At 41.4% G+C, this 12,585-nt stretch carries 7 protein-coding genes and 1 tRNA gene; 7 read left to right on the top strand and 1 reads right to left on the bottom strand.

Features of this window, described 5'->3' with window-relative positions; translation table 11 throughout:
- Positions 1 to 2: 2 nt before the first annotated feature.
- The 5 genes from WC496_11595 to WC496_11615 all read left to right on the top strand — a co-directional run bounded on the left by WC496_11595 (position 3) and on the right by WC496_11615 (position 3,447).
- Positions 3 to 533 carry an HYExAFE family protein gene (locus WC496_11595; GenBank protein MFA5293659.1) on the top strand — a complete coding sequence of 177 codons (531 nt, stop codon included), beginning with the start codon at positions 3 to 5 and terminating at the stop codon, positions 531 to 533.
- Positions 530 to 1,510, top strand: a complete 981-nt coding sequence (gene bioB / locus WC496_11600; protein ID MFA5293660.1) for a biotin synthase BioB — start codon at positions 530 to 532, stop codon at positions 1,508 to 1,510. The genes WC496_11595 and bioB overlap by 4 nt, the downstream gene beginning before the upstream one ends.
- Positions 1,511 to 1,545: 35 nt before the next feature.
- Positions 1,546 to 2,166, top strand: a complete 621-nt coding sequence (locus WC496_11605; GenBank protein ID MFA5293661.1) for an RsmD family RNA methyltransferase — start codon at positions 1,546 to 1,548, stop codon at positions 2,164 to 2,166.
- Positions 2,120 to 3,331 carry a CCA tRNA nucleotidyltransferase gene (locus WC496_11610; protein MFA5293662.1) on the top strand — a complete coding sequence of 404 codons (1,212 nt, stop codon included), beginning with the start codon at positions 2,120 to 2,122 and terminating at the stop codon, positions 3,329 to 3,331. The genes WC496_11605 and WC496_11610 overlap by 47 nt, the downstream gene beginning before the upstream one ends.
- Positions 3,332 to 3,374: 43 nt before the next feature.
- Positions 3,375 to 3,447 (top strand) — tRNA-Ala (locus WC496_11615).
- Positions 3,448 to 3,659: 212 nt separating this feature from the next.
- Here WC496_11615 and WC496_11620 read toward each other — a convergent pair.
- Positions 3,660 to 5,972 carry a sodium:panthothenate symporter gene (locus WC496_11620; GenBank protein ID MFA5293663.1) on the bottom strand — a complete coding sequence of 771 codons (2,313 nt, stop codon included), beginning with the start codon at positions 5,970 to 5,972 and terminating at the stop codon, positions 3,660 to 3,662.
- An 802-nt stretch (positions 5,973 to 6,774) separates the two neighbouring features.
- On the opposite strand from WC496_11620, the gene WC496_11625 reads away from it, so the two are divergent.
- Both WC496_11625 and WC496_11630 read left to right on the top strand, forming a co-directional pair.
- Complete coding sequence (locus tag WC496_11625) at positions 6,775 to 9,633, top strand: sugar-binding domain-containing protein (protein MFA5293664.1); 2,859 nt, start codon at positions 6,775 to 6,777, stop codon at positions 9,631 to 9,633.
- A gap of 772 nt (positions 9,634 to 10,405) precedes the next feature.
- A partial coding sequence (locus WC496_11630; protein MFA5293665.1) for an endo-1,4-beta-xylanase occupies positions 10,406 to 12,585 on the top strand: 2,180 nt, incomplete at its 3' end.

The following is a 12,585-nucleotide window of genomic DNA, read 5'->3' on the forward strand; positions in this document are numbered from 1 at the left end:
CGATGGCAAATATTGCCGGTAACCATTATGAAAAAGCTTTTGAAAGCTGGCTGAAAGATAACGGAATTCAGTATCTTCTGGTCGACCAGCAAAAAAGAACGGCATTTTCAAAAAGTAAAATTAAAAGCTTCGACTTCCTTTTTTATTCACCTGACCGGCGAGCGTATCTTGCGGAAATCAAAGGGCGGAAATTTTCCGGGAAGACTTTTACGGCCTTTGGAACTTTGCCGAACTGGGTAACAGCCGATGATGTCAAAGGGCTTGAAAACTGGGCTAAAATTTTCGGCGAATGCTATCAGGGCCTGTTTGTTTTTGTGTATAATCTTGAAAATATAGATGTCGATACCGACGGCAGAGAAATTTACGAATGCCGCGACAGAAGATATGTCTTTATGGCGGTCGCACTTGGCGATTATCAAAAAGGACAGACCCTCCGCAGTAAAAAATGGGAAACTGTGCATTTGCCTGCCGAGTTTTATAAAAATTGTGTTATTAATCCTGAAGAATTGATTTGTACGAAAGTTAGATTTTGAATAAAAAAGTCGCTCAAATTGCGGAAGAAATACTAAACGGCAAAATCATCGACAGAGCCGAAATAGAATGTCTGTTTTCACTCGGTGCAGAGGATTTCGATGACCTGCTTTACTGGGCCAATCGGATACGACAAAAATTTTTCGGCAATAAAATTAAAGTCTGCTCCATAGTTCCTGGCAGGCTGGGCGGGTGCACTGAAGATTGTAAATTCTGTGCGCAATCGTCAGGATACGAAACCGCATTTAAAGAAACTAAAACCCTTACGGATGAAGAAATTCTTGATGCCGCCGGAAAGGCAAAACAAAACGGCGTTCAGAATTTCGGCATAGTTTACAGCGGAAAAACAATCTCTGAAAAAGAATTGCAGAGACTTGAAAAACTAATCTCTAAAATAAAAAATGAAATCGGTATCGGCCTGTGCGGCGGATTTGGAATAATAGATTATAAACAGGCGCAACGACTGGCTGATGCGGGTATGAGCCGATATAATCATAACCTTGAGACTTCGAGAAACCATTTCAAAAATATTGTAACAACGCACGATTACGACTCACGTATCGAGACGGTAAAAGCGGCCAAAAAGGCGGGGCTTGGATTGTGTACGGGAGGTTTGTTTGGTATCGGTGAAACTGATTGCGACAGAATCGATATGGCACTGCAAATTAGAGAACTCGGCGCAGATATGGTTCCGATGAATTTTCTTCATCCTATAGCCGGTACGCCTATGGGCGATATGCCGACAATGCAGCCGCGGGATATTTTACGATTGATTGCTTTGTATCGCTTCATTCTGCCGAAGGTTCATATAAAAGCGGCCGGCGGACGAAAACTCAATCTGCGCGATATGCAGAGCTGGATTTTTTATGCCGGTGCGACGGCGATAATCAGCGGCAATTATCTGACAACTGCCGGCAGGGCGGTTGAAGAAGATTTGCAAATGATAAAAGATTTGGGCCTTGAGGCAAACACTGACTGACACAGACGAAAACGCGGACAGACACGGACTTTCAAATGAGAATAATTTCTGGCATAAAAAGAGGAATGGTAATTCTGCCGCCGAAGGGCAGCGATACCCGGCCGATAACAGACCGTGTCAAGGAATCTATATTCGACGTTCTGTATAAATACAATCTTATCGAAGACAGGGTTGTCGCGGATTTGTTCTGTGGTACAGGTTCATTCGGTCTTGAGTCGCTCAGCAGAGGAGCGAAAGAAGCGGTCTTTGTCGATATGGGCAGGGACGCAATTGAGATTCTCCGAAAAAACATTACTAAAGCCGGTTTTCTTTCGCAGGCTCGTGTTGCCTGTACGAATGCCTTTAGAGTCGGGGCTCCGCCGGCGGCAGGCGGAGAAAAATATTCCCTCGTTTTTGTCGACCCGCCTTATGAAATGAGCAGGGGAACAGGTGGAAAGTCACGGCTGGCAGGACTTTTGGAGCTTTTGCAGGAGCAAATAGCTGACGATGGGCTGGTAGTTGTCAGAACCGAAAAAAAGGTAAATCTTCTCGACAGTTACGGTTCTTTGAAGATAATAGACAAGAGAATCTGGAGTACAATGGCAGTGGCTTTTTTGGCATTGAGGAAAGATGACCGGCAGACAAGCGGCAATACAGATAATTCAGAACCTGCATGAAGCAGGGTTCCAGGCTTTATTGGCGGGCGGATGCGTACGCGATATGCTTCTCGGCACAAAGCCGAAGGATTACGATGTCGTTACGAGTGCCAAACCAGCCGAGGTTTGCAAATTGTTCCGCAGGACAATCAAAGTCGGCGCAAAGTTCGGCGTTATTATCGTTCTGCTCGACAATCACCAGATAGAAGTTGCGACATTCAGGGCCGAATCAGACTACACCGATGGCCGAAGGCCGGATAAGGTCAGGTTCACTTCCGCTGAAAACGATGCGCTTCGCAGGGATTTTACAATCAACGGTATGTTTTACGACCCGATTAAAAAAGAGGTGCTGGATTATGTCGGCGGTCAGAAAGATTTAAAAAATAAAATAATTCGCACTATCGGTAAGGCCGACGACAGATTCAGCGAAGATTATCTGAGGATGTTAAGGGCGGTTCGTTTCGCGGCACAGCTTGATTTTAAAGTTGAGAAAAATACTTTAGACGCGGTGAAAAAATATTCCGGCAACATTACTAAAATCAGCGGCGAAAGAATCGCTATGGAAATGGAATCTCTTTTTGCCGCGGTGAAGCGAAAAAGGGGAGTGGAACGACTTATAGAGACCGGCCTTGCAGAAAAACTTTTCCCTGTTTTCAAAAACAAATCAGCATCTGAATTTGCAGTAAAGGTTTTTGGATTTTTGCCGGAGCAAATAACATTTGAACTCGGCATAGCGGCGTTATTTTCAGGTTGTGATACCGCCGGCACAATGAACGATATTGAACTTTTGAAATTGAGCCGAAATCAGTTGAAGCATATAAATTTTCTGCTCGAAAAAAGAGAATTTCTGCTGGGCGAAATATCTCTTGCTCAGCTTAAGACGATAGTTTCCCAGCCTTATTTTGAGGATTTGTATTCGCTGCAAAAGGCGATTCAAAAGGCAAATCGCAAGAGTATTTCGAATCTTTCAATGATTCATAAAAGAGCTAAGGCTTTGGCAGGCAAAGAGTTGCAGCCAAAACCATTATTAAACGGCTATGAACTTATTGCCCTTGGCGTAAGGCCCGGTCCGCAGGTAGGTTTGGTTTCGAAAAAGCTTTATATTGAGCAGCTTTCTGAAAGTATTACTACAAAGCAGGAGGCTATCGGCTGGGTAAAGAGTTGTTTAAAAGGCTGCAAAAGCTAACCTTGCAAAAGAGATTTTTTTGTGTTATTATAGTTTTTGATACGGGGCCATAGCTCAGTTGGGAGAGCGCTTGCATGGCATGCAAGAGGTCGCAAGTTCGAATCTTGTTGGCTCCATTTGTTTTTAAAGCAAAAATGAGGTTCTTCCATTTCTGAATCCTTTCCAAAATACGATTATAAAAAATTTACTCTCATTTGGAATGGCTCAGTTTTCGGGGGGAAGGTCATATAATATCACACCTAAAAAAATATCTCTGCTATTCCACCATATTATGGCAGTTTTTCAGAGACCCCACTTTTATTTTGCTACGAGTTCTAACTCCAAGGTATCACTCCTTCTTTGGATCTGATTGGTGTTCTACTTCATCAAAATGTGCTCTATCGGCCAGAGACACGTGGCCGTAAACACGTCCATCGTCCAGAGGATTGGCAGTACGTTTTTTAAGGTCGCGAAACATGGCTCGTGTGTCGATGATTCCTCCAATAAGAAACCATACCGTTGAAACCGTACCTATGATAATCGAAGTAACTACTGTGGCAATAAAGAAGTATATGCTCCATGATTCAGATGACCACGGTGAAAACCAATTCCAAAGCAGCACACCACAGAACATTATACCGAAACCGTAGACAACAGACCAAATGAAAGCAGACCATGCGATAATTTTGTCGCCGATTGTGTATTCCGGAGTGATGCAGATAAGTTTCTTAAAAGAGCTGCGCCATGTCCAACGGATTTTTTCGTCAGAAGCACTGTTTTCATCGCGATATTTACCGCGGTGGAAAAGACGATCAAGATTATATGGCTCCTTATAAGTAAGCAAGGAACCTATAATATAGGCTGCCACGGCAAAGAGGATGGACATAAAATAAATTTCCATCGAGTTAATCGGGGCTTTTGTCGGGTCCATAACCCAAACTACGTACGGATGAAACGGGCTAGATATCGTTGTCAAAAAATTACCGACCGGCTCAACATATCCGGATTTTTCCAGCCATGGATAGATAATACTTGTCCAGTGACGCTGGCAAATTAACCCTGTAACTGCAGTTCCGGAGCCGAATATCAATGCACACCATGCACCAAAAGTTGTGCCGAATCGGGTATATAATCCGCCAATCATAATCGGGCCTGATGCTCCAACCCAGACCCCGACCATAAGAGTGACGAACATAAAAATATAGTCCAACTGTTTAAAAAACAAAGAAACCGCAAGGAAAAATAATGCCGTCCCAAGTGAACACAACCTGATATAAGTCAAATGCTCTTGTATGGATAATGGAGTTTTCCGTAACGGCACAATCACGTCTTGAATAATAGTGCTCGATGCGTTGAAAATACGCGAAGCATCCGTTGACAGTAACAACATTATCATTAGGAGTGTAAACAAACCCATCAGCACCGGCGAGAAAAGATTCCCAAGCATTGTCGGCATCATCATCTGGTTATAAAGCGTTTTGAATTCCTGGAAAACCGCATTACCATTGTCCGGTTGATTTTCACATATTGCTGTACGGGTGGCATCCCAAAACTGAACATCAGGATTGTTTTCGCGGGAATAAGGCGCATCAACTCCGATTTTATGCGGTATGGGCTTAAGGGTAGAAACCTCTACCAAGACTCGCTTGACAGAATCAGAGTTTTCAATGACTTCCTCTGCAACTTTCTTAGTAAGTTCAATCCGTACTTCATGCGATTTAGAAGAAAATTTATCGGAAAACATGAAGACGATAACAAAAATGCTGATCAAAATAGTCATAGTACTTGAAAAACCCTGACGCCATGCTCCAAGAATGTTGGCCATTTTCTGCTCATGCGGATTACGGGCGGCATTAGTAGAATCATTACCAAGCCATGCCCCACGGCCAAGAATCGTCGAGGTTATGATAACGATCAATGCAAAAAGATTAAAGTCACGAAGCTCGGAAATATCCATTGGATTGAGAAAGCTCTCACCGTGAACACGGTCCAGCATCACCGGAGTTACATCAGAGAACCATGATATCTGAGTTAAAACAAACACAGTGAAAACAATAAAGATCGGATAACTGATCATTCCCTGAAAACAATCTGTAATCAAAAGTGAAATTCGTCCTCCGGGCCACAAAACAGCCATAGCCATTGCCATTGCCAAGGCAACCAATATACCGTATGTCGGCATCTCGAAACCCAATATCGGTATCTTGTGTGGGATTCCAATAAAGTAAATGAAAAAGCGAACAGCAACTGCTGGTCCTATTGAATTAGCAATCATCTCAGATAAAGTCCTGACTATTGCGGCAACAATACGAAACGAACGACTGTAACGTATTTCCAAAAATTGCCCCATCGAAAGACAACGAGTCTGTCTGAACCTATAAACACAATAACCTGTTAAAGACATAAAGATAGTTATAGGAATAGTGGTTACCGACCAAAATCTAAGTGCCAATCCAGATTGATAGTATTGTTCAACTGCCGCAATTAAGGTGATTACTGAAAGAGCAACAGCCAAATCGCCTACGCTGATAACATAACGGCCGGCTACACGGCCGCACGCCAAGTAGTCTGCAACGTCACGGACATACCTCTTTGAGTAAAATGCTATCCCTAATATAAACAGGACTGGAAAAATGACAATTAACCAACTAACTAAAGTCATAAAATACCCCATAAAACGATTTTGATATACCGCTAAAACTGTTTTTCCATCCTACCAACGCAGATTGTACGCCTTTAGATACCATATCGATTAAGTTTTCAAGTTTTGGAGGCACATACTGTCATGATACTATTCTTTAAAATGTCTTATATTATGCCTCTGTTATATTGCTAAACTGTGCATTACCAAGTACATAATTCGGTTTTTCCAATAAAACCTCTTGACGATTCAACTTCTATATAAGTATAATTATATAATTAGAAGCGGGTATGTCAACCATTTTTATTTGATGAGGAGTATACCCCACTCATTGTTAAGACATAATATAGACTTGTTTAAGAAGGATTCACTGATGTCTATCGCTGCGGACCTTCATAAAGAAATTGAAAGGCTGATGAAATACTATATAATTCTGTCAGATATCATGAGGCTATGGTTAAGTTGCCCCCGATGACATATACTTCGGTAGGCAGGAAAGTATCCTGAAAAAACGGCGAGCTTAAAATAAAAACACTTGAAAAAAGAAGACAGTTCAATAATAATGTTATTAATAATCTGGAGCTAAAGCAGAAAGGTGCTTCCTCTTTAATTGTTCCACTTTTGAAAAAGATGTACAGTTATGTGTAAAATGAAAAGTTAAGAAGCGGGCATTTGGAATTGGGTGTGTTGCCCGATACGTTAGAAATACCCGTGATATGGTTACAGAAAATTTTTCTGGAACATTCGTAAATGTTTTAGGGATAAGCTGTCACGATACATCTGCTAAGCTCTATTATTTGCGTCAGCAGATTGAAAGATAACTATGATAATTAACGAGGTTAGATTAACAAATCAGTGGGATTTTGTATATCAATTGGATTTGACATTCTCTGATGGCATTCCAATTGTGCCGGCAAAAAAAACATTTCAGGCTAAAATTTCCGTGCCTGGTATTTGGGATGATTTTCGGCAGAATATAGAAACTTTGGGCTGTGAAATACGTGTCAACCCTGATTACATGCCAGCAGAATATCCTGTTTGCAGTGCAAACATCCCAGATGCGTCTTTGCCATATATCAAAGGAGTTGGATGGTATCGTAAGAAGGTTGAGATTGCTGAAATAAAAAACAAATTGGCAGTGCTTCATATCGGTGGTGTTCGACTTGAAGCTTGGCTGTGGGTAAATGGACATTATATAGGCTATCACCTCGGACATTCTACGCCTTTTGAATTTTCAATAGAAAAATATCTCAAACCGAATTCAGCCAACGAGATTATCATAGCTGTTTCTAATCTTAGAAACGACCGTTCTGGCAGTGCAATTCGAGGCTACAAGGGACATATGGGAGGGATTTATCGCCCCATTTGTGTAAGATTTTCTGGTGAAGTACGAGTAGAGGACATTTTTATTCAGGTTCACCAAAACAATTTACAGTTGCATTGGGACGTGGAGTTAGCCGGGGATGTTACCAAAGGAGGTCTCTCGCTTGCGTGGGCCGTGCATGACCGAAAAACCAAACAAATTATTAAAGAGGGCTGTTTACCAGTATCTGGTCAGCGAGTCAGTTGGGTGAGCAGTGGTGAACATCTTCATTACTGGTCGGATGTAAAGCCAAATCTTTATGAGGCTGAAATTCGTATTATGAAAAGTAGTAAACTGCTGGATGTCCGAAAACAGGTGTTTGGCCTGCGATCAATAAGGAGAAAAAATACAACACTTTATCTAAATGACAATCCGGTCTTTCTAAGGGGGTTGACAGAGCATTGTTATTTCCCGGAAACCTGTACCCCACATACGGATGTTGTAAAATATCGAGAAAATATAGGTCGCTTTAAAAAATTGGGTTTTAACTGGATACGGTTCCATACTTGGACCCCGCCTGAGGAGTACATGCAGGCAGCTGACGAGATGGGCATGATGATACAGGTTGAAGCGCCGGTTGGTTACCAAGCAGAGGAATGGATTGATATTTTAAAAACCTGCAGAAAACACCCATCTGTAGTTATTTACTGTTGCGGCAACGAAGAACTATTGGATGAAAGAAAAATTGAAACATTATTTGAGTCTGCCCAGTTATGTAAGAAATTAACTCCTGATGCACTATTTAATCCCCAGGAAGCTCTCCGGGGAATAGAATATGTATGGAATGAAAATGATATAGGCGATGATGTTGTAAAGGAGCCTTTTGAGCATAACGATAAACGCCTAAACCGACTAAAAGAGTTTTCAGATGTCTTCGGCCAATATTCATGGGGGTATCTTAGTTACCGCGCAAATCAGGGGGATTGGCGTGAGTTGACCAGGAGAATGGTAATTTATGAAAGGCCGTGCTTATCACATGAGGTGGGGATATTGGGAACATTTCTCGATATTTGCCTTGAACAGCAATATAAGAATACGCTTATTGGCACTGATTTATATGAAAAAGTGAGAAACCATCTTGAGCGGGAGGGGGTTATTGACCAGGCAAAAGTTTATTACCAAAACTCATGTCTCTGGGCTAAATCTTTGCGAAAAAATACACTCGAAAATTTGCGGCTGTGTAAATATTTTGCCGGGTATGATTACCTTGGCGCAATTGATTACCATTGGCATAGAAAAGGTTATACCTGTGGCATAATGAATGAGTTTTATGAATTAAAATATGGCGAAACTCCTGATGAAATTAAAAAATATAATGGCGAGAGTGCGCTGCTTATTGATCACCAAAATTGCAGAAACCTGTATTTTGGAAAAGAATTTAAAATAAATGCATACTTGTCGTTTTTTGGGCAAAATCAATTGACAAACGAAACACTTAACTGGTCCTTACGCGATATCAAGGGGACTTTGTATGCTGATGGAGCCATTGATTGCTGCGAACTAACCAATGGTTGCGTTCAGCAACTTGGAGCCATCTCTTTTAAGGTTCCGCATTTGACCATGCCCGGCAAACTAACTCTGCAATTAAAACTTAATGGGGCGTATGAGCTTGAAAACGACTGGCATTTTTGGTGTTTTCCAGAGCCCCTTTCTTCGAAGATGATTTTTTCTGCGGACTCAAAGATTCAGGCAAAGTATTCCAATACTTCAGTTACATTCAAAGCCCTTTCCAGCAATGAAAAGACTTGGATAGTATCTGATATTGACCAGACAGTGGTATCGCACCTTTGTGATGGGGGAAATGTTGTGTTGCTTGGGACAGGGCCATTTCCTGCTCTTCCTATAACTTCTCAGATTGCCAGTGCAGGCAGATCTATAGGTAATAGTGCCACTGTCGTCAAAAAACATCCGGTGTTGGACGTTTTTCCACACGATGGTTTTTGTGATTGGCAGTTTTTTCCAATGTTCGAAAAAGGGCAAGCTATTGTGTTCAATGATTTAGCTATAGATTTCAATCCGATAATTGAAGTTGTTAGTACATACAAAAGAATACTTAAGCAAGCAGCTTTGTTCGAATGCAAAGTTGGTAAAGGTAATCTGCTGGTATGCAGTTTGAATCTTAAACAAGATAACCCCGCTGCCTGCTATCTTTTCTTTAGCCTTTTGAACTACAGTGCCTGTGACCAAATAGTACCACAGACAGAAGTCGATCCCTGTCAGTTAAAAACTTTGCTTTCCTGCAAGAAAGATATGAAAACAGATCATTCAATAGATATGGGATTTGATCTAAATGCACAATTACATACATCGTCCCCGTAGTGTGTCAAAAGTTATACGAGTATAATATTGTTGTAATACAGATGCCACCGTCAAAAGTATTGTTTATGCGGCGATATAGATGAGTGACAATTCTTCATATCATTGCAGGTGTGCTACAATATCAATTTTAGTTAAGCATCTAAAATCAAGAAAAATCATTTTGCGGCACTATATGTTGAAGTAAAAACACAAAATTCTTATTATTATGCTAAAAATAGCGTTTTTTTGCTTAAAAAAAGGCAACTGTAGGAAATGAGGTTGAGAAATAAAATAGTTGACATGCCTACTTCCAACTGTATAATGACACTCATATACAAGTTGAATCGCAAATGAAATTTGTTAATAATTTGGTTGGTATGCCGTAATGTTATGGCCATGCCATGTTTGTTTGAACCTGATTCATTTTATTTTTTTGGAGGAAAGTGGTTTTGTGTAATCAATTTGAGTGAAGATTCTTGGTGACCGTTCATGTCCATAGTTTTGGTCTGAGAAAGTAGAGATGGGTACGAGTTTGGAAATAATGAGTAGGCAACACGTTTTGAAAGAGTTGTCATCCGAAACGGGTCTGCTTTTGCGGGTGTCCGAAGGCAGCAACTCGGAGGAGTTAGAGGAATTCTTCGAAAATTCAGCAACCTTGAATACGTTACAGAGAGTTAATGGATTTAAAATTTAAGAACTGGGCATTTGAACTTGGGTATGTTGCCCAAGACCATGAAAATGCCCATGAACGATTAGAGGTTTCTTTGGAATTAAAGAAGAAAGGATGCTAATTATGAAAACGAACGTATTTTTTGTGATGTCATTAGTTATTGTGGGGTTGTTTGTTAATAATGTATTAGGAGTAGCGAGTGATTATTTATCAGATGATTTCCCCGGCGAAGAAATTGATACTGCCAAGTGGAATGTTTCTTTAGATACCACTGGTACTGTAACGGTAAGTGATAGTGTACTGACTCTGGCAGCTGCCTCTGGTACTCCTTGGGTAAGGGTCGGCAGCAAAAAAGAGTACCGTCCAACAAAAGATTTATATGTTGTTTTATCGATGTATGATGTTAGTCCGTATAATTGGAATAAGAAAGCTTACTGGGGACTTAACGCGGATTATCTGTCGGATACGGTCAATTTTATACGAGTACGCACTGATTTAACCACCAATAAACAGTATTTTTCGATGAAAAAAAATGGAGGTACAAGTCGTGAGATTCAGCTTGCGTCGTATGTTGGTTTTGATGACCAGCGTGACTGGGTATTTAAGTGGACAAAGGACAGAGTTCTTCTGTATATGAATGGTGATTTAGTGGTTGACACTGATGTTGATACGCCTATCAGTGGTTCATGGGAAATACCAACCGTCGACATGGGTGCATATTTTAAAAGGGGTTCAGAACAACTCAAGTGTGGTATGGTGACTTTAGAGATGGCTGCGGTGAATTACACTGATGAAAACTGGGAAAGCATAGCTAATACAAATATCGAGACTTATCGTAAACGTGATGTTGAGATTGATGTGAACCTTTCAGGATATGGCGCTGTAGCAGGCAGAAACGTGGAGATTGTGCAGGTGAAACACGAATTTGGATTTGGCTCTGCTATTACATATGAGGTGTTACAAGAAAGTGAGCCGAATAAAGAGACGTATGAGGATTTCTTCCGCAGTCATTTTGAATGGGCAACTCCCCGTAATAGTGCAAAGTGGGATAGTTTGGAGCCTACAAGAGATTATAAGTCCTATGGCGGCGTGGATATGGTTACAGAGTTTTGTACTGAGAATGATATTAATATGCGCGGCCATACATTGTTTTATTCATGGAAAGATCCGGAATGGATGGAAGACGCTAACGACGTAATCGCATGGGATGAGATATTGGAACATATTGAGGAGGAACCCAATTATTTCGCAGGCAAATTTAAGCATTGGGATGTCATGAATGAAGCTGTTGTCCTTAACTATTATGATGCCAGATTTGGCACAGGAACCAGTTCTGATCTTTTTGTAAGGACCAGAGCAAGATTAAATGAAGTGGACCCCAACTGTCTGATGTTTACAAATGAAAACGGCATTCTTGTTGGTCAGCGGACTGAGAATTATAGAGACCTAATAGAAGCTCACAGAGATGCAAATGCTTTTCCTGACGCTATTGGGATACAAGGCCATATGAAGAAAGATTTTCCAAGGCCGGTTATGTTTGCGGCACTTGACAGCATGTCAAATCTTGATAGTGAACCGAACCTGCCTATTTGGATTACGGAATTTTCAGTAGTTGATAGCAATGAGACTAACAGGGCGGATTGTTTCGAAGATTTTTACCGAATAGCTTTCGGTCATCCAGGAGTCGAGGGTATTCTTATGTGGGATTTCTGGGCTGGCAATCACACCTACGGAGCAGACGCTGCAATTGTTGATGTAAACTGGAACCTAACTGAAGCTGGTGAGCGATATGAAGCAATGATGGCAGAGTGGACGACTAATACCGTTCTGAAAACCGATGCCAATGGTGTGGTGACTTTCAGAGGCACTCATGGGACATACGAGATACGCATACCAACCTTCGATCCCTGCGATTCCGATGGGTATTGGACAACTACGGTTACCTTAGAGCCGGGAGAATCCACTGAACAATGGTCATTTGATATCACAGATATTGCTCCTGTATTTACAGAGAAAGTTACCGAATGGACTCCGGGCAACACTGGCTGGACTACTAAGGATCTCAGTGGTGAGGTTCCGGCTAATGCAGTGGCTGAAATTGCAATTGCTAATATTGCTGCCGATAGTCTTGCTATTGGCGGTGTAAGGGCTCGCGGATCCAGCCTTAACAGGTATGCAAGTATGCATGAAGCAGAAGATGGCGGGCGTGATTTTGTAACAATGACCGTTCAGGTTGATCCTAACTGTGAGATAGAAACTTATGCTGACAACACTGATAGAATCAGGTTTGTCCTTCTTGGATA

The organism is Phycisphaerae bacterium (assembly GCA_041652575.1).
Taxonomy (GTDB): domain Bacteria; phylum Planctomycetota; class Phycisphaerae; order Sedimentisphaerales; family UBA12454; genus UBA12454.

Excerpts from the sequence above, each read along its gene's own strand:
- WC496_11595 (MFA5293659.1), top strand. The coding sequence starts at position 3 with ATGGCAAATATTGCCGGTAACCATTATGAAAAAGCTTTTGAAAGCTGG.
- WC496_11605 (MFA5293661.1), top strand. The coding sequence starts at position 1,546 with ATGAGAATAATTTCTGGCATAAAAAGAGGAATGGTAATTCTGCCGCCG.
- WC496_11610 (MFA5293662.1), top strand. The coding sequence starts at position 2,120 with ATGACCGGCAGACAAGCGGCAATACAGATAATTCAGAACCTGCATGAA.
- WC496_11620 (MFA5293663.1), bottom strand. The coding sequence starts at position 5,972 with ATGACTTTAGTTAGTTGGTTAATTGTCATTTTTCCAGTCCTGTTTATA.
- WC496_11625 (MFA5293664.1), top strand. The coding sequence starts at position 6,775 with ATGATAATTAACGAGGTTAGATTAACAAATCAGTGGGATTTTGTATAT.